20 protein-coding genes and 1 tRNA gene are annotated in these 22,983 nt (G+C 37.4%); 5 read left to right on the forward strand and 16 right to left on the reverse strand.

From position 1 onward, the window contains the following. Positions 1 to 195: 195 nt before the first annotated feature. The 4 genes from VB797_RS06200 to VB797_RS06215 form a co-directional block, all read right to left on the reverse strand. Entirely contained in the window at positions 196 to 1,587 is a 1,392-nt protein-coding gene (locus VB797_RS06200) for a DUF2079 domain-containing protein (RefSeq protein ID WP_323236861.1), read from the reverse strand. A gap of 67 nt (positions 1,588 to 1,654) precedes the next feature. Further along, complete coding sequence (locus VB797_RS06205; RefSeq protein WP_323236784.1) at positions 1,655 to 2,023, reverse strand: EamA family transporter; 369 nt, start codon at positions 2,021 to 2,023, stop codon at positions 1,655 to 1,657. A gap of 135 nt (positions 2,024 to 2,158) precedes the next feature. Next, the gene (locus VB797_RS06210; RefSeq protein WP_323236785.1) at positions 2,159 to 3,118 is read right to left on the reverse strand and encodes a glycosyltransferase family 2 protein; all 960 of its coding nucleotides are present in this window, start codon (positions 3,116 to 3,118) and stop codon (positions 2,159 to 2,161) included. Positions 3,119 to 3,156: 38 nt separating this feature from the next. Then, positions 3,157 to 3,897: a class I SAM-dependent methyltransferase gene (locus VB797_RS06215; RefSeq protein WP_323236786.1), complete on the reverse strand. Its 741-nt coding sequence runs from the start codon at positions 3,895 to 3,897 to the stop codon at positions 3,157 to 3,159. A 173-nt stretch (positions 3,898 to 4,070) separates the two neighbouring features. Here VB797_RS06215 and VB797_RS06220 point away from each other — a divergent pair, with 173 nt between their 5' ends. Further along, positions 4,071 to 5,267 carry a 1-deoxy-D-xylulose-5-phosphate reductoisomerase gene (locus VB797_RS06220; protein WP_323236787.1) on the forward strand — a complete coding sequence of 399 codons (1,197 nt, stop codon included), beginning with the start codon at positions 4,071 to 4,073 and terminating at the stop codon, positions 5,265 to 5,267. A 162-nt stretch (positions 5,268 to 5,429) separates the two neighbouring features. Here VB797_RS06220 and VB797_RS06225 read toward each other — a convergent pair whose 3' ends face one another. The 3 genes from VB797_RS06225 to VB797_RS06235 form a co-directional block, all read right to left on the reverse strand. Further along, positions 5,430 to 5,927: a thioesterase family protein gene (locus VB797_RS06225; protein ID WP_323236788.1), complete on the reverse strand. Its 498-nt coding sequence runs from the start codon at positions 5,925 to 5,927 to the stop codon at positions 5,430 to 5,432. Positions 5,928 to 7,034: 1,107 nt separating this feature from the next. Then, positions 7,035 to 7,382 carry a DUF1815 family protein gene (locus VB797_RS06230; protein WP_323236789.1) on the reverse strand — a complete coding sequence of 116 codons (348 nt, stop codon included), beginning with the start codon at positions 7,380 to 7,382 and terminating at the stop codon, positions 7,035 to 7,037. Between the two features lie 904 nt (positions 7,383 to 8,286). Continuing rightward, on the reverse strand, positions 8,287 to 8,499 hold the full coding sequence (locus VB797_RS06235) for a DUF2839 domain-containing protein (protein WP_323236790.1): 213 nt from the start codon (positions 8,497 to 8,499) through the stop codon (positions 8,287 to 8,289). Positions 8,500 to 9,089: 590 nt separating this feature from the next. On the opposite strand from VB797_RS06235, the gene VB797_RS06240 reads away from it, so the two are divergent. Next, positions 9,090 to 10,751 carry a DUF1565 domain-containing protein gene (locus VB797_RS06240; protein ID WP_323236791.1) on the forward strand — a complete coding sequence of 554 codons (1,662 nt, stop codon included), beginning with the start codon at positions 9,090 to 9,092 and terminating at the stop codon, positions 10,749 to 10,751. Between the two features lie 85 nt (positions 10,752 to 10,836). Here VB797_RS06240 and VB797_RS06245 read toward each other — a convergent pair whose 3' ends face one another. Beyond that, positions 10,837 to 11,121: a DUF3493 domain-containing protein gene (locus tag VB797_RS06245; protein WP_323236792.1), complete on the reverse strand. Its 285-nt coding sequence runs from the start codon at positions 11,119 to 11,121 to the stop codon at positions 10,837 to 10,839. A 34-nt stretch (positions 11,122 to 11,155) separates the two neighbouring features. Between VB797_RS06245 and VB797_RS06250 the strand changes: the two genes are divergently transcribed. Beyond that, positions 11,156 to 11,227, forward strand: a tRNA-Thr gene (locus VB797_RS06250). Positions 11,228 to 11,254: 27 nt separating this feature from the next. Here the strand turns inward: VB797_RS06250 and VB797_RS06255 are convergent. After that, positions 11,255 to 12,289 (reverse strand): PleD family two-component system response regulator, encoded by a 1,035-nt coding sequence (locus tag VB797_RS06255; protein ID WP_323236793.1) that lies wholly within the window; start codon positions 12,287 to 12,289, stop codon positions 11,255 to 11,257. 365 nt (positions 12,290 to 12,654) lie between these two features. Then, positions 12,655 to 12,795, reverse strand: coding sequence for a hypothetical protein (locus tag VB797_RS06260; protein WP_323236794.1), 141 nt, complete (start codon positions 12,793 to 12,795; stop codon positions 12,655 to 12,657). 360 nt (positions 12,796 to 13,155) lie between these two features. Here VB797_RS06260 and VB797_RS06265 point away from each other — a divergent pair, with 360 nt between their 5' ends. After that, positions 13,156 to 13,413, forward strand: coding sequence for a chlororespiratory reduction protein 7 (locus VB797_RS06265; protein ID WP_323236795.1), 258 nt, complete (start codon positions 13,156 to 13,158; stop codon positions 13,411 to 13,413). 9 nt (positions 13,414 to 13,422) lie between these two features. Here the strand turns inward: VB797_RS06265 and VB797_RS06270 are convergent, their stop codons facing one another. Next, positions 13,423 to 13,989 carry a DUF2854 domain-containing protein gene (locus tag VB797_RS06270; RefSeq protein WP_323236796.1) on the reverse strand — a complete coding sequence of 189 codons (567 nt, stop codon included), beginning with the start codon at positions 13,987 to 13,989 and terminating at the stop codon, positions 13,423 to 13,425. A gap of 153 nt (positions 13,990 to 14,142) precedes the next feature. On the opposite strand from VB797_RS06270, the gene VB797_RS06275 reads away from it, so the two are divergent. Then, positions 14,143 to 14,310 carry a hypothetical protein gene (locus tag VB797_RS06275; protein WP_323236797.1) on the forward strand — a complete coding sequence of 56 codons (168 nt, stop codon included), beginning with the start codon at positions 14,143 to 14,145 and terminating at the stop codon, positions 14,308 to 14,310. Positions 14,311 to 14,574: 264 nt separating this feature from the next. Here the strand turns inward: VB797_RS06275 and VB797_RS06280 are convergent, their stop codons facing one another. From VB797_RS06280 to VB797_RS06300, 5 genes are all read right to left on the reverse strand, one after another. Further along, a complete protein-coding gene (locus VB797_RS06280) occupies positions 14,575 to 14,979 on the reverse strand; it encodes a response regulator transcription factor (RefSeq protein WP_323236798.1) in 405 nt (134 codons plus the stop codon). A 153-nt stretch (positions 14,980 to 15,132) separates the two neighbouring features. Then, positions 15,133 to 17,349, reverse strand: a complete 2,217-nt coding sequence (gene ppk1 / locus VB797_RS06285) for a polyphosphate kinase 1 (RefSeq protein ID WP_323236799.1) — start codon at positions 17,347 to 17,349, stop codon at positions 15,133 to 15,135. Positions 17,350 to 17,697: 348 nt separating this feature from the next. Next, positions 17,698 to 21,117: a carboxypeptidase-like regulatory domain-containing protein gene (locus VB797_RS06290; RefSeq protein WP_323236800.1), complete on the reverse strand. Its 3,420-nt coding sequence runs from the start codon at positions 21,115 to 21,117 to the stop codon at positions 17,698 to 17,700. Between the two features lie 182 nt (positions 21,118 to 21,299). Then, positions 21,300 to 22,196: a molecular chaperone gene (locus VB797_RS06295; protein ID WP_323236801.1), complete on the reverse strand. Its 897-nt coding sequence runs from the start codon at positions 22,194 to 22,196 to the stop codon at positions 21,300 to 21,302. Positions 22,197 to 22,266: 70 nt separating this feature from the next. Continuing rightward, entirely contained in the window at positions 22,267 to 22,812 is a 546-nt protein-coding gene (locus VB797_RS06300; RefSeq protein WP_323236802.1) for a hypothetical protein, read from the reverse strand. Positions 22,813 to 22,983: the final 171 nt, after the last annotated feature.

Below are 22,983 nucleotides of genomic sequence, written 5' to 3' on the forward strand. Positions count from 1 at the left end.
ACCTATTTTTTTAAATAATTGTCCCATTACGCTTGCAGAAACCGACAAAAGTAGCAAACAAAATTCTTGCCAAGTCATATGAATTTTACATTTTAGATTACCCTGCGGGAAGACGCTTTCGCCTTTTTGCTAAATCCTAGATTCTTTTCAATCATCTCTATTTGAAAACGATCTATTTTTTTTAATTGGAGAAAATTAAAAGCGCTTTATAAATAGAAAAACATCATCGCGCTGATATTGCAAATTAAATTTTTGATTATCTTTGAGTTGACTTATTAAGCCAGTGACGAAATCCAGATTACTTAACCAACCAGGATGGCGGAGATTGAGCAATATATAATCATATTTAGTTACATCTGTTAGTGGTAAATCTGCGTTTGTTAATTCAATTAATTTTCTATGAGCTAAATGAGGCGCAATTGTTGCCGTAGTAAGAACACCGCCTTCTGTTTGAACTTGACTAACAGCTTCTCGCGTGGCTTTCCAAGTATCCAAAGTATCCAAATAAATTGACCAAAAATATCCATATTTAGCTAAAGCTAAAAAAACAATAAATGACCAAAGTATAATCTTACGTGGTTTTTTCAACCATCCCTTACCTGCTGCTAATGTAGCAATAACTGTTAATAAAAGAAACGGTAGTGCTGGTAAAGAGTATTGATTAACTAAATCTTTTTGAGGTTGATAGTCAGCTAATAAATTTAGCGCTACACAGGGAATTGCACCAACTAGAGGTGTTATTCCAGCAAATGAAAGCCCCCAAATTACTGGTAATAGCAATAAAATTAAATAGAATAAGTTCTCTACTGAAAATATTTTTTCTAAAACGATACCTGGTTTCAAAATTAAGTTTTGAGCAATTTCTAAAATCGAGTTACCTAGATAACTGTAACGTCCGATATATGAGAGTTCTTGACCACGGAAGTAGGGAATAATTACCTGCGAACTAATTAAAAACCAAGCAATACCAGTACCAAGCGCGATCGCACCACACAAACGTCGCTTCTCAAAAAAAATCAGCCAAACACCCATCCCCGCGATCGTCAACGATAGAACAGCTTTACATCCTATAATAAAAATTATAGAAATACTAAACCAAGCAATTTTAGCTTGTCGTGCAAACCATACTGCGGCTAAAAGTGCGGGTAAAGCCATCACTTCCGGGTGAAAATCAAATAAATTAACATTAAATACAACCGGATAAAGAAGATATACAAATAGAATTGCGAAAGCTTGATTTGAAGGTAATCCGGCTTCACGTCCGAGTAACCATGTAGGTAACGCACCTAATGCTAATGCAAGAGCTTGGAGAAAAAATAACCAGTAAACGCTCTCGTAGATTTTGTATAACAAAGCCAAAGGATACCAAATCCAAGTAGCATGATCCCCTAATATATGAAAATTTAGGAAAGAAGAAATCGGTGGTTCTCCTCTACTAATTAAATAAACTGCTTGGTCAAATATTCCTAAATCGAAAGCAGTAGATTCAAACAAGATGTGTCGCAAACTGCTACAAGCAAATAAAACTAAAGTACTTATAGCAATCAACCAACTAACAACAGTTAATTGATTAAACTTGCGTCCCATAAGTTCTAATTTTAAATCTTCTATTACCTCAATTTCTAAATTCATAATTGATTCGCAACCTTATTTACTACTTTTGCCAAACGACTAAGATGACTCCACAAACAATCAAACTTAAACCCATAAGACGAGTTAAAGGGATAGATTCTTTAAAAATAAAAAAGCCTAGTAAAACTGAAAAAACGTAAACCAAAGATGCCGAGGGTCCAGCTACACTCAAATTAACTCTAGTAAGTAGCAAAATATAAACAATAGCGCCAATACCATAACAGGCTAAACCTATCAATAATTCCGGAGTTGTAATAATTCCAAAAATTTGTTTAACAGCATTTGCAGCATCAACTCTACCTAATTTTACCGCACCTATTTTTAAAAATAATTGTCCCATTACGCTTGCAGAAACCGACAAAAGTAGCAAACAAAATTCTTGCCAAGACATATGGATTTTGGATTTTGGATTTTAGATTTTGGATTGGTTTATTTTATTATTAGCTATATAGATAGTAAAGAAATATTATGGAACGTTGCGCTCCGCAATAACATACTCTACTTTTTAACTCCTAACTCCTAACTCCTAACTTTTGATTCTTGTCCTATTTGCAACTCCTCTAATTTCTTTTACAGTATAAATCGGACGACCTTTAACTTCTTCGTAAATACGACCAATATATTCGCCTAAAATACCGATACAAAATAGCTGCACCGAACCCAAAAAGAACAGCGAAATTGTAATCAAAGTGTAGCCAATTAAAGGAGAGGCAGAATCAAACAAACGCCAATATAAAACTAAAAATATCATTAATAAAGCCATTATTGCCGAAAGCATTCCTAAATAAGTCGCAAGCTTTAAAGGAACTCTGGAAAAAGAAATAATTCCATTAATAGCTAATGCCCAAGATTTAGCCAGAGAATACTTGACTTTTCCAGCAAAACGTGGATCTCTTTCAAATGTTATTGCTGTTTGTCGAAAACCTACCCAAGCACGTAAACCCCGTATATAACGATTGCGTTCTGGCATTGCATTCAGGATATCAACTACTTCCCGATCCATCAAGCAGAAATCGCCAGTATCTGGAGGTATATTTACATCAGCTAAACGTCTTAAAATCCGATAAAAAGCATAAGCTGTAAACCTTTTTAACACAGTTTCTTTCTTACGAGATAGACGCTGAGCGTAAACAACTTGATATCCTTCTCGCCACTTTTCAATCATTGGTGAAATCAGTTCTGGCGGGTCTTGTAAGTCGGCATCCATCACAATTATTACTTGACCGCGAACAAAATTTAAACCAGCCGTTACGGCTATTTGATGACCAAAATTACGAGCTAAACTTATATAGTTAAAGTGATAATCGCGCTCGTAAATTTCGCGCATTAAATTTAAAGAATTATCCCGACTACCATCGTCAATAAAAATTAATTCTGTCTCGCTATCTAACTGTTCGAGAACACTTTGTAGACGACGATAAAGTTCGGATATATTTTCTTCTTCATTATAAATTGGGATAACTATCGAAACTATTGGTTGAGTCATTTAGAGTCAATTATCAATTATCAATGACCAATTACCATTTATATGTGTGGTTTTCGTGCTAATAATAAAATAGATACACCAAAAGGTAGAGAAAGTCTATTAATTAAGTAACGTTCGCTGGCAAATAACCATTTAAAAATTTGATTAACTGGTTTTGATGGTAATACCAAATCGCTACTAGGTTGATTTTTGTTTTGTTTCGGTAATTTTGCTAAACCCCGGACGATCGCAACTACCGGGAACAAAACAGTATTGAAATAACTTCCATAGCCTATTTTATAACCTGCGTTCTTCACCACTTGTTTTAAACCTGTTAATCGGTAGCGACGCTTGTGATGGTTGATTTCATCGTGTTCGCTCCACAAAAACTGATAGGCTGGAACTGTGACTAATAAATATCCTCCAGGCTTTAGTTTATAATACAAAGCTTTGAGCGCTGATAAATCATCATCAAGATGTTCTATAACATCCAGTATTAAAATTAAGTCATACTGCGAATTAAAAGGAATATTATCGGGTAAACTACCCCGTTTTACCTGAATTACTTGACGTTGATTCGCGAGTTGACAAGCAATTTCATCCAATTCCATCGCCGAAACTTTTCCGTAACGGGATAACATTTGTAAATTACCACCAGTACCGCAACCAGCTTCTAAGATTTGAGCATTTTTTGGTAAATTTAATTTTAGAATTACTTGTTCTATAATTTGACGACGTGCTACAAACCACCAATGTTTATCTTCTACAGATGCATACTGTAGGTAAAAATCTTTTTCCATTAGCTATTCTCCATACCTTTATTTTGTAAATTAATCTTTGTTTACTTAAACGTTATTTATCTTCACCCTCTTCCCCATCCCCCTATCTCCCCACCTCCCTTGTCTCCTTATCCCTACTATTCAAGCCCCAGACAATTTATAGTAAGGTTGTCTGTCACTGATAAATAAAAATTGTGAAAGCTATTACTCTTATTGGTTCTACTGGCTCAATCGGTACTCAAACTTTAGATATTGTTAGTCAATGTCCCGAACAGTTCAGGATTGTGGGATTAGCCGCAGGGCGCAACGTAGAATTATTAGCATCTCAAATTCGGCAGTTTCGACCGAGTATAGTGGCAATTTGTGATGAAGATAAATTACCACAACTTAAAGAAGCAATAAAAGACATTCAACCCCAACCAACTTTACTATCGGGGGAAGCTGGTGTTATTGAAGTTGCTCGTTATCAAGATGCGGACACTGTAGTTACGGGTATTGTGGGCTGTGCTGGGCTGTTACCTACCATCGCTGCGATCAAAGCTGGTAAAAATATTGCTTTGGCAAATAAGGAAACTTTAATTGCTGGCGCACCAGTGGTTTTACCTTTAATCGAAAAACATGGGGTAAAATTATTACCCGCAGATTCCGAGCATTCTGCGATATTCCAATGTTTACAAGGTATTCCAGAAGGCAGCTTGCGTAAGATTATACTTACAGCCTCCGGTGGGGCTTTCCGCGATTGGGATGTTGAAAAATTAGCCGATGTAACGGTTGCTGATGCGCTTAAACATCCTAATTGGTCAATGGGGCGTAAAATTACCGTAGATTCGGCAACTTTGATGAACAAAGGATTGGAAGTAATTGAAGCGCACTACTTATTTGGTTTAGATTACGACGATATTGAGATTGTGATTCATCCTCAAAGCATTATTCATTCACTAATTGAATTGCAAGATACTTCAGTTTTGGCTCAGTTGGGTTGGGCTGATATGCGTTTACCTTTACTGTATGCTTTATCTTACCCAGAACGTATCTTCACCAATTGGGAACGTTTAGATTTAGTTAAAGCTGGTTCCTTAACATTCCGCGAACCCAATCATCAGAAGTACCCTTGTATGCAATTAGCTTACGCTGCCGGAAGGGCTGGTGGTTCAATGCCAGCAGTCTTAAATGCTGCCAACGAACAAGCTGTAGCTTTATTCCTAGAAGAGAAAATTCACTTTTTAGATATTCCCCCCTGCATCGAAAAAGTTTGCGATCGCCATTCCCAAAACAACCATTCAAATCCTAATTTAGATGACATTTTAGCAGCCGATAAATGGGCAAGGCAAGCAGCTTTAGAGGCTGCACAAAGTCTACAAAATGCACCGACAGTAGTTTCAATGCGGTAAGGGACAGGGGAAGATGGGGTGATGGGGGATAGGGTGATGGGGGGATAGGGTGATGGGGTGATGGGGTGACAAGGGGAAAGATAAGTTCTAACTAACTATCCCCAATGCCCAATTACCAATGCCCAATTCCCAATTACCAATGCCCAATTCCCAATTCCCAATTTACTTTTTCGATGCAGAAAGTCTTGCTAAAACCTCTTTCATTCCAGGAGGTAACTGACGCATTATTTTACCTTTTTCCCTATCCATTGCGACTAAGGTAACTTTGGCACTGACATATAAATGTTGTCCGTCGATTGATTGAATCGCATAATCCCAGTTGATGCGAACACCCGTTACTTCTTCCATACGAGTTTTGACTACAGCAGCTTTACCCAACTGGAGCATCTGATGGTAGCGTATTGACATTTCTACCACGGGTAACTCGCAGCCTAAAGCGACTAAATCTGTATATTCAATTCCAATTGAACGTAAGCATTCTATTCTTGCTTCTTCCATCCACGCAATATAAGTACCATGCCATACCACGCCTGCATAATCAGTATGATGAGGTTGAACTCTTACTCGATATTCAAACCAGTTCTCAGATGCGTGCAAATATTGATTATCGATCGCCCCAGTCGGAGGTAACTGTGGTTTTTGTGATTTTTCTTCGGACATCTTAAATCTTCACAGATGCTTGGTGACTTACTTTACTAATTTGCCATAACACAATAACTAATCCTGCTAGCTTTTACAGGATTACTCGTTGTCTTCTCACGATTATAATTACAAGACTGTTTGAGCGATCGCTAATGTACCCAATTGATTAATTATTTTCCGCAACGAGACCTTAAGTATAAGTAGATAAACGCTATTAAGTATAAGATAAAACCTCACCCTCAATCCCCTTATCAAGGAGAGGGAAGCCGGAGGCAAGGTGGAATTTTACATTTAATTTGATCCACTTACTTAATAGTTTCTTAATTCTTAATATTCCTTTAACTTTTCAAACTAGATTCAAATTAGATTTTTATCAAATTTTCCGTTTTAAACATTGCCCGAAATAGACCTGTAGAAGTCTATGAATATGAGAAGGTTCGAGAAAATCAAAAAATTATGTATAAAATAATTGATTTAAAGAGTAGTATAGAATACAATAAGATTGTGTAAATCCAATTACGCAGCGCCAATGTGTATAGCACAATTCACTTTAAATGACTAGTTTTATCTGTAGTTACTCGGATAAAAAATTGCGAAATATATTTTTGGGAGAAGCGCGATCGCAGTTTGAGAGGTGTGGACTAAAAGCCGCTCTCATTGCTGCTGCAATCCTTTTCTCAAGCCAAAATAAATTTCAGTAATTACTCCAGAATTAAAGAATTATTAGTAAAATGTTAATACAGTTAAATATAAATTATACATTATGCTACTTACAAGTAAATAACTTGTAGTTATACCTATAAAATTAGAAGTGCATTTTTATAAATGCCCAAATATTAATAATTAGAACTGGTAGCCTCAATTACATTTCGCCTTCATAAAAATTACAATGGCTCTATTCTCTATTTTCTACATCAATACTGCCAAAATAAAACCTCAGCGCTTTACTTTGACAAACTATAGATATAGCAACAAGTTCAGCAACCAACGTCCGATGCGGACTATGACAAGTATCTAGTTAATGGTTTGGAAAAAATTAAACTATAAACTTAAAATATTGCCGTTTTTTCGTTCTGAACAAGTACTTGCATTACCTTGATCGAGGCTACCTTGTAAAAACTAAGCTTAACAGCGTTTTACAAGAGTTTTGACACCAGTAGAAGTTTCCATTGGTGGATGCTTAATTAAATTCGCAAGTTCCTGTAGCTGGTTAACTGCTTCCGCACCTTCCAACTTCATTAGCTCGCGGTCATCACGCATCTCAGTCCAAGTGATACCGTAATCGGATACTAAAAACCGAATCAGATGATTTTCTCCCAAGCTAACCATAAATGAAGCACTGTTCATTTGGTCGCCACAAGTATAGCAAGACGCAGGATATCCTCGTCTCTCAAGCACAATCGCTAAGGCTTGTAAGTTCATTACCAAGTCTTGAACGAATTGCCGGTGTTGTTGCGCTAATCTTAGAAACACTTTTATCCTCCAAACACCACAATTATTTTGGTCTCTTTTATATTTTTTTTAGATTTTCCCATCAAATGATCTTGTAAACTAAACATTACAATCATCCTCAACTAAGAAAATCTAAGAAATCGCTACCTTGAAAATGGTAGTTCATGTAGGCAAGTCGTACCGTATCATAATATTCACTTTGCAACTAAAAAATTTCCGACAGGTTGGTTAAATTTTACTTCGTATTTAAATTGTCGAGGTCAGGGTAGATACCGACAATCTAAATCCGCTATCACATTAACTCATATTCAGTACAAGTCAACTGCCAAAAAGCCAAAAATAATATCCTTATCGGCTATTAAGCACCAAAAAAGCTGGTTTTAATCGCTTGATTGGCGTTTTACTTGTTTTTCTTGCTGCTAATATTGCAGTTAATCTATGTACATTTAACAATAGCAGACTGTTTTCCTTGGTACAAAAGGAAATTAATGAAATTGGTTGCTTCTGGCAAAGGCAAAAAATATTCCTTACAAAAAGCTTTAAATTTAACATCACTTCAATAGCTTACTGTAACTTGTCTAACTCGTACATTTAATTACCTTAATGTCAAAACTAAAACTCAAGGATAGCTAAATAATTAAAAGTAATTGTGCCAATTCGGCATTATTATTCTTAAAATTTAATTAAAATGTATGTTTTGCTACATAAACTTGTAGTCAGAAAAACAAAAAATCAAACTAAATCAGTAATCTAACAGCTACTATTTCAGAGCGATCAATCTGAAAACCGAATAGTTTTAACTATAAATATTTTATTTACTTATTGAAATACAAAATCGTGTCGCAGCTATTTGCGACACGATTTCGACCATTTAGCAATAATAATTATCTTCAGTAAATCACTGAAAATGAATAATTACTATACTTCAGATTACTTGCCACCAACCGAAAGCAGGACCAATAAAACGAACCGTCACCCAAAGAGCAACCATTATAAAGATGCCAATCCAGGCTCCGCGAGTAGTCCAACTGACGAACTCTTCAGCTTGTTTTTTAGTGATCGCAACCCAGGGGAGAATACGAGAAGATTGACCATAATCTCTCCCCAGTGAAGCTTTGCGCCGTTTTGCTTCGCCCATAATTGAGATTGAGATACGCCGTACAAAATATCTGCTATAGCTTATCCTAGCGCTTATATAACCATATTTAACTAGATATTTTATAAAGAAATGTAGCTTTCTTGTAAAGCGGTTTATTTGTACCGACTTAACTTAGTTAAAAAGTTTTTTTATTGCCTGTTCACAAAATATGATATTTTAGATGTTTTGATATATCGCAAAAATATTGTCATACAAATCAATTTTATATTTGAATTTGGTTTTTAAATTAAAATTATTTTTTTCGAGATAAACAAATTATTAACCTCAGCCTTTTAACTAAAAGTCAAACAAAGCTCAATTTTCTTTTGAAAAGCTTAAAAATACTTAAGCCAAATGTAACAATTAAAACTTTTGTATAAGTCGAAGCTCAAAAAAACACGGCTATCATAAAGTCTCCAAAACTAATTTTACTAATGGTGTTAATCTGATACCGAGAACAATCTTTTAATAGGTGTTGGAACTATGCTGATTCTGTGCTGTTCATCAGGTATAGTTTTGCATGAGTTTTAATGCCGCCTGGGCTTTCCGACCTACTGCACTGCATAGCACATCATACGCGCAAATTAAAGATGAAATATAAGGGCTTTCCCATTTTTGGCAATAATTCTTGCCTTAACTTAAGATTTACTTTCTCTATCGCTGCTTTGGCTATAGTTTCTAGTGGTTCGATGCTACTACCAGTAGAAGTTGATGCGAGTGCCACAAAACAAAGTAGCGCTCAAACGATCGCACAAAATCCCATAGCAAGCAGCATAATTTATGTAAATCCACAAACTGGTACAGACGCGACTGGTGCCGGTACTACTGAAGCTGCACCGTATAAAACTATTACTTTTGCTCTCCGACAAGTACAACCGGGTACCGTTATTCAACTCGCTCCCGGTACCTACAGTAGTGAAACAGGAGAACAATTTCCATTAACAATCCCGCAATCAGTAACGCTACGGGGAGATGAAGCTGGTAAAGGACAAGCAATATTAATTACTGGCAGCGGTAAATATACCAGCCGTACTTTTGCCGCTCAAAACGTGACTATTCTTCCTCAAAATAATTCCGTTATTACTGGTGTTACCGTTACAAATCCAGAATCTCGCGGTACTGGTGTATGGATAGAATCAACTAATCCCAAGGTTACAAATAGTACTTTTACTAATAATAAGCGAGAAGGTATTTTTGTTACTGGTACTGCTAATCCAATAATTGCCGGGAATATTTTTATTCAAAATACAGGTAATGGTGTTTCTGTCGCCAAATCTGCACAAGGAGAGATTCGCGGCAACTTATTTCAAGACACAGGATTCGGTTTAGCTATCGGTGGAGACTCTACACCTTTAATTATTGAAAACCAAATCTTGCAAAACGTAGACGGACTTTTTATCTCTAATTCAGCGAAGCCAGTATTACGTAAAAACGTTATTCAAAACAATACCCGCGATGGTATTGTGTCTATTTCTCAAGCTCAGCCTAACTTAGGTACGTCTGAAGAAGCCGGTGGTAACTTAATCCGTAATAACAAGCGTTATGACGTAAATAATGCCACACAAGGTCAAATTTTGGCGATCGGTAATGATATCGATGAAAGCAAAATTCAAGGACAAGTAGAGTTTGTCGCTGCTGCTGTAAATCCTCTTCCCGGTGGAGCTACAGCTTTCCGAGATGTCGCACCAAACTATTGGGCGAAAAGCTATATCGAAGCTTTAGCTTCTAAAGGCGTAATCGCAGGCTTCCCCGATGGTACTTTCAAACCCAACGAACCAGTTACCCGCGCTCAATTCGCCGCCATTATTAACAAAGCTTTTTCGCCCGAAGCTCAACGACAAGCCAGCAATTTTGGCGATGTCAAGAGTAATTTTTGGGCTTATAGTGCTATTCAAACAGCGACTAAAGGCGGTTTTTTGGCTGGTTATCCTAACAATACTTTTAGACCACAACTGGAAATTCCCAGAGTACAAGTTTTAGTTTCTCTGGCTAACGGTTTAGGTTTAACTGCAACCAATCAAAATGTTCTGTCTGTTTACACCGATGCTTCACAAATTCCTAGTTGGGCGCAAGCACCAGTTGCAGCAGCAACCACAAAGCAGCTTGTAGTTAACTACCCAACTGCCACACAATTAGATCCCAACCGTCAAGCCACTAGAGCAGAAGTTGCGGCTTTTGTTTATCAAGCGTTAGTCAACGCCGGAAAAGCCCAAGCAATTCCCTCACCTTACGTAGTAACGGTTCAGCAATAAAACTATTACTCCCCAAATAGCTCTTCAATAGTTCTTGAAAAATTAAAAGCGCCAAGACTACTTTTATAGTCCGGCGCTTATTTTTTCAACGTTCTTGACGGCTATCTTCCCAACGCCAGAGAAAAACCATTAAAGCCACTACTCCCAACTGAAGCGCTAAAGATGGTAGCCCGATATCAAGGGCAGTCTTCTGGGCTAATAGCTGTAAGACAAAAATAAATGCCCCTATTAATCCAGAGGCACCAAAAGATAGATAAACGAACTTTCGTAAACCCCGATAGGGAGATGCTGCTTCTGCTTTGAGACGAGCGTATTGCTCTGTACTTAATTGACGTTTATTGGTGCTTTTTTTGGGATTTGGTTGTACCATGAAGTTGATAATGATATAATTAGAGATTATTTATGCCGACGTGGCTCAGGGGTAGAGCAATTGATTCGTAATCAATAGGTCGCGGGTTCAAATCCCGCCGTCGGCTTTATTTTGATTCGTTTTTTAACTTCAACTAATAGTTTACCTGTTTGAGGATTATCCGATTGCGACCTTCTTGTTTAGCTTGATAAAGAGCTTTATCGGCAGTCAAAATTAAATCGCTTGGTGAGGATTTACAGTTGGGAATGGTGGTTGCTACCCCCAAACTCAAAGTGACGTAATTACTAATGTCAGAGTCAAAGTGTTCTACTTGTAACTCCCGAACTCCCGATTGCATTAAAGCTGCGACGTGAACCGCACCAGGAGCGGGGGTATTTGGCATAATTACAGCAAACTCTTCGCCACCGTAACGCGCTACCAAATCCTGATTCTTTTGTGCAGCACTGTTAAGAACAGCCGCAACTTTTTGCAAGCAGAGGTCTCCGGCTGGATGTCCGTATTTGTCGTTAAAACGTTTGAAAAAGTCGATATCGCACAAAATCAGCGACATTGGCTGATCTGAACCAGCTAAACTCATCCACTGATTATTTAGATACTGATCGAACCGACGACGATTAGCCAATCCAGTTAAGCCATCCATATTAGCCAGTTCTTGCAAAGCTTGGTTAGCTGCTTCTAACTGCTTATATAGTTGTGCTTGTTGTAATAGTCGTCGTACCCGCTGACGTAATACTGCCCAATGAATAGGCTTAGTAACGTAATCGCTAGCCCCCGATCCGAAAGCACGATTTACCGAATCTGGGTCATCCAAGCCTGTAATCATTAGTATTGGAGTACGTTCCCATAGTTTAGAAATCACGCTAGTGCTTGCATAAGATTCAGTATCAAAATTTGCTAATGCTCTTGCCAAATTATTCCTCGCAATCTGCATTAGTTCATGACAGCAGGTAAAGCCGTCCATTACGGGCATTAATGCATCTAGTAATACTAAATCTGGTTTTAAAGCAATATACGCATCTAAACACTCTCGACCGTCAGCAACATCTACAACGCGATATCCTTCACGATCCATATATTCACATAAAAGAGTCCGTATGGCTTTATCATCGTCAGCCACCAAAATTAAAGGAGGTTTGCTAGGGATAGGAGTTGGGCTTATGCCTGACATGAGTTGCATTCCACAGAATACTAAGGTGGTAAAGCTAAAAGTAAATCCGCGATAGGCAAAGCCGACACTGGAGGTGTATCGCGTAAAAAAAATGGGATAACTATGCTTAGGCTACTTCCATATTTTTCACAGTATTGTCATTAGTTGCACGTATTACTTTACCGTTTTAGTAAAGTCTTCGATCCGCGATTATCATCACTAGTTAAAGCGTAATGACAACTCTGTTGAACAAAAATCAAATTGTTCGCAAAATATTTTCAGCACTTGTCTTAAAAAGGACAGGAGTAAAATTATGATTTTATATTTATTTTGGAAGCGACTTATGACTTACAATTCACTTGCTATATCGCAATATTGAAGGGAATTTAAGGTGGAAAAGAACTTTTGAATAAGCCAATACGATCGCTTTGCTGTTTTAATGGCTTAGGAGCAGGTAAACAATAATTCTGTGCAATCAGTTGCTGTTCGGTAGTAAGCAAAGTTTTTGGTAGACTATTTAAATTCATATCTAATTATGACCCCGTTAACGATATAAGTATCTGCCCACAATCAGGTGGAAAGAAAATCTTACTATCTATAGTTCCCAGATATTCACTTGCAATTACAATTTTCTATAAAAATTACTAAAGACAATGGCTAAGACAGTTCAGTACTTAAGAAAATTTAACTGTATTTAAAAAAACTAAGCATATAAGATAATTTAATAAATATTGAATTGTACCTCTCCAAATCTCGATCGGTTGATAAAATATTTAAGCTTCTTCATGTTTTGCACAAGGTAGCTAAAATATTCAACAGGGATATGACGATACAAAACTACAGTACAGCGATTCTAAAATATTTCACTTTTTTATAGATAAAATCCAATGCCAAATTCCTTGATGTACCAACAGGATGATTACGTCGTCTTGGAAACTAACCAACCGGAAAAGTTTCTCACTTCGTCAGAGTTGTTGGAAAAGTTGAAACAGACTTTGCAACAACTCAAAGAAGAAGAATTGCCACACGATTTAAAAAAAATTGATTTCCAATCCCGAGCAGAATATTTGCTTAACACTAGTTGCGAACTTGATATTGGAGCAGGACAATATTTACAGTGGTATGCAGTGCGTTTAGAAAAATAAGTTGGTGAATCAATTTGACTGCGATCGCGTTTCTGGAGTCGTAATCAATGCTAGTTCAATTTTTTCCTCTCCTATTTGGGCGATTTTGACATCTACCCCTGGACCGAAAAACGCTGTCATCTTTTGCTGCTTTTGCTGCCAAACATCTAAGGGTGCTTGCGGAGAATCAAATTCTAAAATTAAAGCATAATTGCCGTCGATATCCATTTCCCGCAATGCCACTACTTCTGGAAAGTCTTCTCCTAGCTGTTCTAAACCAAGATGAGTTAGAGCTTTATCTAGATGAGCATCTTGTCCGTAGCGATATCGAGTCAGATCTTGACGGACTTGATTTTGAGTATCGGTTGCTTTCTGCTTGCGTAGTGATAAAACAGATTCTGGTGTCACAGGAATAAACGGTACGGGCTTGAGTTCATTTGCTTTGAGTGCAAGCCCTCCCAACAGCACGGGAATTCCATAAAAGAAACCGATCAGATTAAGCGTAGCATTGTGGTCAGCATAAGCTACAAACCCCATTATGGTTAAAATTCCACCGACAGTTAAACCCAGTGTTCCTAAAGAAATTTTACCTAGCATACTTGTAGTCGTATTTTAAATTCAACTGTAACGATTGTTTCATTATCGCCGACAATAGGTAATATTTTGATAAAATAAAATCGAATAACCGCTTATTTTGGTTTAACTTAAAAGTATTATTTAGTTTATCTTAGTTAAAAACTGCTACTAACAATGGATGTACAAACCATAAAAGAAAGAATTGCTCTAGTTGAAAGCAAACGCGAATATTTACTTAGCCTGCTAGAACAGCCAAATCTGGGAACCTTGAGAATAGATGTTAATCAAGCTTTAGAAGAAATGGATGAACTGCTTGATGAGTACAAGCGCACCTTCCCATAAATAAAAGTCAAGCAACAAAAGTAGTGATTTAATAAAGGAATTAATCGCAAAAATAACCCCTATACTTTTGATTTAGGGGTCAATTATGCAAAAATCCTAGATTAAGGAGCTTATATTGATGTTGCTTGAAAGCATTAATTAATTTATTTTTATTAAATAAAAAATTTAAAATCAATTTACGTCAGTATAAGCCTTTTTTCATACCTATACTGACGTTTTAATACATACTAATTGATATTTATTCAACAGCATTCTTTCTATCAACTAAAAATTTGCTTTACCTTGCCCCAATTGTTTAATCAAACCAACTAATTGATTAGTCGGTGCATCTTTTCTACAGAAAGCATCTACATTACTCATTGCTTTTGTTTCCTGGAAATATTTTTCCTCCACAGAAGAATAAGCAATGATTCGAGTACTGGGGGATATATCTTTAATTTTACACGAAGCACTCCAGCCATCCATCACCGGCATCTGCAAATCTAAAACGATCACATCGGGATAGCAGGTTTTGACCATCTCTACGGCTTCTTTCCCGTTGCTAGCTAAACCTACTACTTGAATATCTTCCTGACAAGAAAAAGCTAGCTGGAGGGTTAAACGAGTGAGTTCATGGTCGTCAACTACTAGAACCCTTAAAGTTGAAGGCTCACAGGACAACATTAACATTTAATAAATAGAATAAATGTACACTAACCTTTATAGTTTATGGGATAACTTAGGGCAACCAACTCTATCCTATGGTGGAATAATCTTTATGCATTAATGACAAATCTCCGATCGCTAAGCTTAAAAACTGTTAAAAGCTTATTTACGATCGGGTTAAGGCAAATCTACCGGGTATAAGGAATTCCTTTTCGGACCCATTAAATTTGAAACATTTATACTTTTATTCAAGGCAATTTGCATCAATGCTTTTTGCGAAGGAGCTTCTGTTGAGTCTTTACGGGGCTGTCTTTGGATATAGCTACCATCTGGCTGTAGTTCCCAAGCTTGACGGTTATCAGCAAGCATAATCCCTAAGATTTCCTGTATGTCTTTAGCAATATCTGAATCTAGTATCGGGGTTATGACTTCCACCCTGCGGTCTAAATTACGCGGCATCCAGTCAGCACTGCCAATAAAAATCTGTTCCTCGTCATTATTATAAAAGTAAAAAATGCGGGAATGTTCTAAGAAGCGACCCACAATACTGATGACGCGAATATTTTCGCTCACATCTTCGAGTCCCGGACGCAAACAGCAAATTCCCCGTACAATCAAGTCAATTTGTACTCCTGCACGGGAAGCTTCATACAAAGCAGCAATGATTTGAGGGTCTACCAAAGAATTCATTTTAGCAACAATGCGCCCAGAGAAACCATTTTGAACGTTTTCTATTTCCCGATTAATCAGCATCAGGAAACGTTCGCGCATATTCACTGGTGCGACTAACAATTGTCGATAAGCCTTTTGTCGGGAATAGCCAGTCAAAAAATTGAATACATCCGTGACATCAGCCCCCAATTCTTCCCGGCAACTGAATAGTCCTACATCTGTATACATTCGCGCCGTTTTTGGGTTATAGTTGCCAGTGCCAATATGTACGTAACGGCGGATGCGTTCTTGTTCTTGACGCACAACCATGACAATTTTGCTGTGAGTTTTTAGACCGACAAGTCCGTAAACTACGTGAACTCCCATACTTTCTAAACGTCTAGCCCAGTAAATATTATTTTCTTCATCAAAGCGTGCCTTAAGTTCCACAAGTACGGACACTTGCTTGCCGTTTTCCGCAGCGCTTATTAAAGCATTTACGATTGGTGAATCTCCCGAAGTGCGATAAAGAGTCATCTTGATTGCCAACACGTCCGGGTCATGGGCAGAATTAGTAATAAAACGCACCACCGATGCTGAGAATGATTCATAAGGATGATGTACTAATAAATCTCCTTCCCGAATCGCGGTGAAAAAATCTTTTCCTTCCTCTACTGGCTGTATATCAGGATTGAAGGTTGAGTCCTTGATTCTTTGCAAGCTCGAAGGTACTACGGGTTTCCAAGGTGGGTCTTTTAATTCTGGAACTGGGAGTGATAGAAAGTACATTAAGTCTCGCAATCCCAAAATACCATCTATTTCGTAAGCATCATTTTCTGATAAATCCAGAACTTCCAATAATCTGTTTCGGACTGCGCTTGGTGTCTGAGACTGTAACTCTATTCTGACCGGATTTCCTCCAGCGCGTCGTTTTCGCAGTTCTTGCTCGATCGCGAGTAACAAATCATCAGCTTCGTCTTCTTCCAAAGCCAAGTCAGCATCGCGAGTAATGCGGAAAGTATAGTATTCCTGGATATTCATTCCTGGGAATAAAGACTCTAAATTGTGAGCGATCGCCTGTTCGATAGGTACACCAGTCCAGACGCAAGGTTTACCATTTTCTTGGATTCTTAAATCTGGTGGTAAAGACAAAAATCGCGGTAACACTTTAGGAACTTTGATTCTGGCAAAAAGTTCTTCTTCGGTTTCGGGGTTTTTAATAGTAACAGCTAAATTCAAGCTGAGATTAGAGATGTAGGGAAAGGGATGACTTGGGTCTACTCCGAGTGGGGTGATAACAGGAAAAACCTGTTCCTCAAAGTAATTGTCTAAATATTTACGCTGTTTCTCAGTTAAATTGATGTAATCGAGAAGATGAATGCCATGAGACGCTAATTCTGGTCGCAGTTTCTTTTCAAAATACTGGTGCTGTTGAACTACTAAAGGACGCAAGATAAAGCTAATTTCTTCTAATTGTTGTTGCGGAGTGCGACCGTCAAAACTAGTACCGCTAACTTTAGCTTCCACCTGTTGTCTCAAACCTGCAACTCGCACCATGAAGAATTCATCGAGATTATTGCAGAAAATTGCCAAAAATTTGAGACGTTCCAATAAAGGTGTTCGGGTATCCATTGCTTCATGCAACACCCGATTATTAAATTCTAGCCAGCTTAACTCTCGGTTGAGATAATATTTTGCGTCTGATAAGTTCTTCGGATTGGCAGCTTTCTTCGATTTCGCCATGATGACCTAAGTTTGGGCAGTTGCGACTGAGAGAACAGAAATTCGACTATCAATATAGTAGATTAAATGTAGCTTTAACTTCTATCTGAAGAATAATTTCAATGAACAGTTAGCAGTAAACAGTGAGCAGTTATCAGTGACTAGCTGAAGAATACAAATATTCCATCAAACATTTATGTCAAGAATTGTAGGGGTTTAGCAATGCTAAACCCCTACATATGTGATATATCGTAAACTATCAAAACCTAAGATGACCTCCAATCGTGAACGCATACCATAATTAATTTATACAATACGTAAATCTTGAATATTTAACTAAATCTCAATTACTAAATAACTGCTCACTGCTCACTGTTTCTTCTTCGCTGCTGCGGAAACGGGTAACTGTAAATTTTGGTTATAGACGAACTGATTGTTAATTTCTACCTGTCGCTTGGGAAGGTTATTTTTAGAATTTAGCGTATCTAGGGGAGAAACCTGCAAGATATATTTGCCGACGGGAACTCCATCAAGACGATACAGACCGAAGCGGTCGGTTGTACTGGATAATACTCGCTTACCAGCATTCGTTACTAATTCGACACGTACTTCTGTCAAAGGTTGACCGGAGGCATCTGTCACTTTTCCGGCAACTCCATACTCAGTGCGAATTGGGAAATCGACGCGGGTTACTCCTGATGAAGCAACTTCTGCAACTAAACTAGTTTTAGATATGGCAAGCTCAATAGGTAATTCTTCGGGTTCGAGTTCCACAACATAGACACCTTCAGGTAAATTACCCACAAGGAAATTACCGTTGGAATCAGTTCGTGCTGAGCCTACATTCTGATTGCGAGTATCGAAAATGCGGACGATAGAACCGCTTAAATCGAAGCCTTTTCTTCCACCTTCCACTGCCAATTGACCGGAAATCGCTCCACGTTCCTTGCTGATACCGCTGTATCTTGCTGGAGCAATTTTACCACCAGCGAAGGACATATCTGATGTCAGCGATAGGCTGAAACGACCGTCATTCAATCCACCGAAACTAATTCCTCTAGAAGGTATAGCTTCATAATTAAGTCTGGCAAATAGACCGGGTAGTACTTGCATACTTGCACCTGCGATCGGTCCGACTTCTCCATCGCTAATTGCCAAACCGACGTTCCAGCTTAGGTCTCTGAGGTTGTTCGGATTATGACCGACACCTACTGAATAACGAGCCGGAGCGCTTCTACCAAATTCAGAACCGAAGTTTAATTGATAATTACGGTTGAGGTCATATGTTAAATCTGAAATGTATGCATCCCCGTAACTATTAAAAGATAATCGAGTTGAGCGACTTGGTGTAAAGAAAGCATTGAACAGATAGTCCCCAAAAATATCTGGTCTACCGCTTAGAGATAAGTTAGAGAACGGACGCGCATAAAAAGTAGGTAAAATATAATCATTAGAATCGCTATCATCCTTACGACTGCGAGCAACAAATCCTATATTTAGTTTATTATTGAAGCGATATCTTGCTTCTAAACTGTGATTATATTGCTCTCCATTGATGCTACTTATTCTTCCTTGTCTTGTTCTACCGACTCTATAATTTTGTGGTAATGACTGAGAATTAGCATTTATTTCTAATTTATCGAAGTCAATATCTAAATCTGCTGAATAACCAACTTTATCAAAAGAATTTCCTACACTTGCTGATAAAACAACGGGATTTGCTAAACGCCAAATCAATCCTGCTTGTCCTTGAAAAGAATTAGGAATTGCTTGCAGAGAACCTTCTAATGTTAAATTTTTGGATAGTCCTTGACGTAGTTGATAAAAACCAACAAGTTTGCCTTCATCTGTGGAATTAAAATCGCTAAATAAACTATCTTGAACTAAGTTTCCGCTAAAACCTAAGCCTCCTAACTGGACGTTACCTCCTGCTGGTAATAGCAAATCGGAAGCGTTAATTCTTACAGTTCTAATATCAATCGGAGCGCGTAAATTATTACGGTCAAAAACTAAAACTTCAATTTCACTACTTTGACCACTAGGTAATCTGACATCTACAAATTCGTATATTCCATTAAATCCTACCTGCTGTTGAGCAAGTGTGACTCCACTCACTCTTAACTGTACGACGCTTGCTGGTGGGACTCTACCGCTAAATGTTTGTGTCGATTGAGAACGTCTGGGTAAAAGTTCGTTAGCGCTGTAGGTTGACTGAAAATAATCTGCTGGTAAATTACTATAGCCAAACTGTAAACCTGTGAGATCGATTCCATTTACAAGAGGATGCAAACCAACTCTTTGACGACCTAATTGATAGCGAAATTGACCGCTACGTTTATAGAAAAAGTATTCAGTTAAATTTGGCTGATTGTTAAAGTCATTATTCATTTGCACCCGCCAAGTTCCACCCGCAAGTCTTCCATCTAGGAGAGTATAACTTTGTAAGCTTGTATTTCCAGAAGTGCTATCAATATTTAACTCTTGTCGCAGTCTAGAAAGTCCTGTACTGGGTGCAAAAAATTCCGGTTTTAGCTGGTCGCTAGATAGAGGTTTTCTGCTACCTCCGCGCCAAGGTAAATCAGCAAGTAATGTTAAATCGGCTGTATTTAACTCTAATTTTATATCTAGTTTTTCTTGAAGTATCTCTTTACTAACGTAAGTTAAACCATTGATTTGTTTTAATATATTTGATGGAAATTTTATTGTTCCTAAAGGAGTTTTAGCTTCAATGCCAGCACTAGATTTGTTAACAGAAAATCCGCTGATTTCACCAAAAGTTTCTAAAGGAATTAAAAGAGTATTATTTTCTTCGATAATATCTAAAGTCCCCACTTCTCGACCGTTAATGACAACGCCAACGAGAAAGGGTTCACCCGGTATTTGTGCTAATTTAATTGAGCCATTATCGCGCAACTTATTTATTAAAGAATTGCGTAAAGAATTACTATTTTGATTATTTGTGGCTTGAATATTTTGCTTTGGCTTTAAAATTTGAATATTATTTGCTTTTTTATCTTTTTCCGGATTGGAAAGAGCGATTTCTCCAGATTTTTGAATATTAGAATTAATAGAATCTTTGATAGTATTATTTAAAGAAGCAGATATGGAAGCAGCGATCAACTCTTGAACAACTGCAATAATTTTTGCTGTATTTATAGTTGTATTCCCAGCAATTTGATTGGTATCATTACTGGAAGTTCCTTCTAAATTTTGTTTATCAGTAGGTTCTGCGGAATTAGAAGCGTTAGATTTAGATGCTGTTTCAGCAGAATTTTGTATTTGTGGCTCCACAGTATCGCCGATACTGTTGTTAATTGAAGCGTATAGCGAAACGTTAATTAATTGCTGTACCGTCGCGATAATTTTTTCAATAGGATTCTTTTCAACAGACTTTTGACTCCCGGATTGGTCATCTGTAGAGGGTTTTTCTAAAGGGGCTTTTTCGAGAGGATTCGGAGATCTGTTACTTTCAACTGCTGCTTGCTTATTAACCCTCAAACTTTCCGTAATAGATTTTTGCTTTACCGATGTAGAAACTGGTGGAATTGTGGCAAAAGCTTTAGCTGGTTTATTTCGCGTATTAAGTTGAGAAAGTTCAGATTTTTGATTTTCAGCAGTACAAGGCTTTGTAGAAATGGAATTAGCCAGTATTCTATCTAGTAAGTTATTTACAAGGTCAGATTTTTGGGACTTAACCTGTAACGTACAACCATTATTTTGGGTTGCAGATGGCGGAGTTAATATACTGACAATTGGCGGCTGTGTTGGGGGTAGGGCTAGGTAGAGCATACTTGGCACAAATTTAAAAGTTATCAATATTTAGCCCGATCTAGGCTGTGAACGATGAATATTAGTGATAGAAAAAGAGTCAGATAGATGCAACGGGTAAAGATTAAAAAAGCAGTAAATTAATTCAGGGTGTTTAAAAATCAATTCACCCCGAATATATAACAAGTTTCTCTAAACAAAGACTATTTCTTTAAAGAAGTCGCAGGTGATGCGGGTTTAGAAGTATTAGCTGTAGCTTTCACGGTGAAAGGAATACCTTGGTCAACTGGAACTCCACTTAACTCGGCGTTAATATCTAAAACGTAGTTGCCGGGAGGTAATTTCTCAGTTAAAGTTTGCAGCAACTTACGGTTTTTACTTGGTAAAATTGGTGGTAGTTTAAGACTTCCAACTCGGACGACACTTGCAGGTAGTTTTTGATTAGAATCTCCAACATCTTTGATAAACTGTGTTGCTTTTGCTCCGGGATATTTAGCTGCTTGCCAAATAGCATATTGCCCTTCCATTCGGATATGAGCGTTACCTTTATTGGAAACATCAAATACTGCATTAATTGCATTTGGTCGAGCATCAACGGTCACAGAGTTAACGTTACCGACTCGCTTTATCTCTCCCGAATAAGCATAGACTACGACACCAATAGCTGCTTTAGTTCCAACTGTTCCTGATTCAGTATTAGAAGGAATTTCTTCAAAATAGATTACAGCACGATGTTCACCAGCAGCAGGTTCGATCTTAGGACGAATAGCAAAGCGTAGAGTTTGAGTTCCTCGTGCCGGGATTGTAAATTTAGAAGGAGTAAAAAGAATCCATTGGTCTAAAGATTGCTCGGTGGATGGTATATTTTGAAGTTTATTTTTTTCATCCATCGTCCAGTTTTTTACATATGCTCTAATTTGTACTGGTTTGTCATCAAAATTAGTTAGTTTTATGGTATTAGAACGCCCTTTTTTAGAATTAATATCTAATTCCATCCGAGGAGGGCTAATACTCATCTCTAATGCTGTTACGCTTGGTATTCCCCAAGCTGCCAAACCGATTAAACTTAATCCAATTGCTTTTGCTGTTCTTTGCAACATTACGAATTTCACTTCCTCACACAACAAATATCAAATTTCACAATAAAATAATCCGAAAACTTCAGTTTTACTAGCACTGAGGTTTATCCTTGATCTGCACGCAAACCTGAATATCTCCTCTAAATTTGCCTGGTACGAAGCTTGATAGTTCTTTAAATTCCAAGGTAATTCCACCTGAAACTATAATAGTTTCATTGGGGCAGGCTTCTCTCTCAATAACGCCGAAAGGTTTGGGTTCAAACTTATTTTGTTTAAAGGGATTATTTGGTTCAGAGCTAGGTATTAATCTATACTTTATATCTTCAAGAGAAATAGGTAAATCGGACTTCTTGACTTTCATTTGCCAGTAATTTGCGATATTTTTAGTTGCACTTGATTTATAAGGTGAAGTCGTTGGTAGTGGTTGTTCTTGATAGCCAATTTGCTCCACATTATTAAGACCAATAATATCGGTGGCTGTTAGCTTAGGAGTATCTGTTAATTGAATAGTAGATGGCTGATAAAGCTCCGCTTGACATCCAATTGAATTCGATTGTGCAAAAACTTTTGGCTGTGGAGTAAATGAAAGTGTGACAAATACGCAAAGGTAGTATTTAACAAAAGTTCGACAGTCCATTTTGAGTTAAAATAGGTTTTTCTAAGATAAATAACAAAGAAATATTTGCTTTGATTAACTATTCTTTTCTGTCATAAATTATGATTATTTATTTCAAAATAGTGTTGACTTTTCAATAATCTACCAGAAAATAATTATCATAACTAATGACATAATTTTAATTAATTTTTG

The organism is Rivularia sp. UHCC 0363, from assembly GCF_034931125.1.
Taxonomy (GTDB): Bacteria; Cyanobacteriota; Cyanobacteriia; order Cyanobacteriales; family Nostocaceae; genus Rivularia.

Excerpts from the sequence above, each read along its gene's own strand:
- VB797_RS06200 (WP_323236861.1), bottom strand. The coding sequence starts at position 1,587 with ATGGGACGCAAGTTTAATCAATTAACTGTTGTTAGTTGGTTGATTGCT.
- VB797_RS06205 (WP_323236784.1), bottom strand. The coding sequence starts at position 2,023 with ATGTCTTGGCAAGAATTTTGTTTGCTACTTTTGTCGGTTTCTGCAAGC.
- VB797_RS06210 (WP_323236785.1), bottom strand. The coding sequence starts at position 3,118 with ATGACTCAACCAATAGTTTCGATAGTTATCCCAATTTATAATGAAGAA.
- VB797_RS06215 (WP_323236786.1), bottom strand. The coding sequence starts at position 3,897 with ATGGAAAAAGATTTTTACCTACAGTATGCATCTGTAGAAGATAAACAT.
- VB797_RS06225 (WP_323236788.1), bottom strand. The coding sequence starts at position 5,927 with ATGTCCGAAGAAAAATCACAAAAACCACAGTTACCTCCGACTGGGGCG.
- VB797_RS06235 (WP_323236790.1), bottom strand. The coding sequence starts at position 8,499 with ATGGGCGAAGCAAAACGGCGCAAAGCTTCACTGGGGAGAGATTATGGT.
- VB797_RS06240 (WP_323236791.1), top strand. The coding sequence starts at position 9,090 with ATGAAATATAAGGGCTTTCCCATTTTTGGCAATAATTCTTGCCTTAAC.
- VB797_RS06245 (WP_323236792.1), bottom strand. The coding sequence starts at position 11,121 with ATGGTACAACCAAATCCCAAAAAAAGCACCAATAAACGTCAATTAAGT.
- VB797_RS06255 (WP_323236793.1), bottom strand. The coding sequence starts at position 12,289 with ATGTCAGGCATAAGCCCAACTCCTATCCCTAGCAAACCTCCTTTAATT.
- VB797_RS06260 (WP_323236794.1), bottom strand. The coding sequence starts at position 12,795 with ATGAATTTAAATAGTCTACCAAAAACTTTGCTTACTACCGAACAGCAA.
- VB797_RS06265 (WP_323236795.1), top strand. The coding sequence starts at position 13,156 with ATGCCAAATTCCTTGATGTACCAACAGGATGATTACGTCGTCTTGGAA.
- VB797_RS06270 (WP_323236796.1), bottom strand. The coding sequence starts at position 13,989 with ATGCTAGGTAAAATTTCTTTAGGAACACTGGGTTTAACTGTCGGTGGA.
- VB797_RS06275 (WP_323236797.1), top strand. The coding sequence starts at position 14,143 with ATGGATGTACAAACCATAAAAGAAAGAATTGCTCTAGTTGAAAGCAAA.
- VB797_RS06280 (WP_323236798.1), bottom strand. The coding sequence starts at position 14,979 with ATGTTAATGTTGTCCTGTGAGCCTTCAACTTTAAGGGTTCTAGTAGTT.
- ppk1 (WP_323236799.1), bottom strand. The coding sequence starts at position 17,349 with ATGGCGAAATCGAAGAAAGCTGCCAATCCGAAGAACTTATCAGACGCA.
- VB797_RS06290 (WP_323236800.1), bottom strand. The coding sequence starts at position 21,117 with ATGCTCTACCTAGCCCTACCCCCAACACAGCCGCCAATTGTCAGTATA.
- VB797_RS06295 (WP_323236801.1), bottom strand. The coding sequence starts at position 22,196 with ATGTTGCAAAGAACAGCAAAAGCAATTGGATTAAGTTTAATCGGTTTG.
- VB797_RS06300 (WP_323236802.1), bottom strand. The coding sequence starts at position 22,812 with ATGGACTGTCGAACTTTTGTTAAATACTACCTTTGCGTATTTGTCACA.